This window comes from Haemophilus sp. UMB1048, from assembly GCF_030218125.1.
GTDB lineage: Bacteria > Pseudomonadota > Gammaproteobacteria > Enterobacterales > Pasteurellaceae > Haemophilus_D.
Genome location: NZ_JASOPB010000020.1, coordinates 1 through 676 on the forward strand (window position 1 = coordinate 1; position 676 = coordinate 676).

At 52.7% G+C, this 676-nt stretch carries 1 protein-coding gene; it reads left to right on the forward strand.

Features of this window, described 5'->3' with window-relative positions; all coding sequences use genetic code 11:
* The coding region (locus QP437_RS09670) for a hypothetical protein (protein WP_285267693.1) at positions 1–676 on the forward strand (676 nt) is incomplete at both ends.

Sequence of the window (676 nt, forward strand, 5' to 3'; positions counted from 1 at the left end):
CAATCACTATTACTGATCTTGAGACCGGTACAGTTACTACTACTATCGTAAAAGATGGTAAGAATGGTAAAGACGGTAAAGACGGTGCTACAGGCGCAACTGGTGCTACAGGTGCTAAAGGTGAAAAAGGTGACACTGGTGCTACAGGTGCTAAAGGTGAAAAAGGTGACACTGGTGCAGCTGGTGCGAAAGGTGATACTGGTGCCAAAGGTGAAAAAGGTGACACCGGTGCAGCAGGTGCTAAAGGTGAAAAAGGTGACACTGGCGCAGCCGGCGCTAAAGGCGACAAAGGCGATAAAGGTGACACAGGTGCAGCTGGTGCTAAAGGCGAAAAAGGCGACAAAGGCGATAAAGGTGACACTGGTGCAGCTGGCGCTAAAGGCGACAAAGGTGACAAAGGTGACACTGGTGCAGCTGGTGCTAAAGGCGACAAAGGCGACCAAGGTGTAGCTGGCGCTAAAGGCGAAAAAGGCGATAAAGGCGACAAAGGCGATAAAGGTGACACTGGCGCAGCCGGCGCTAAAGGCGATAAAGGCGATAAAGGCGATAAAGGCGACAAAGGTGACACTGGTGCAGCCGGAGCTAAAGGCGACAAAGGTGACAAAGGTGACACTGGCGCAGCCGGCGCTAAAGGCGACAAAGGCGATAAAGGTGACACTGGCGCAGCCGGCGCTAA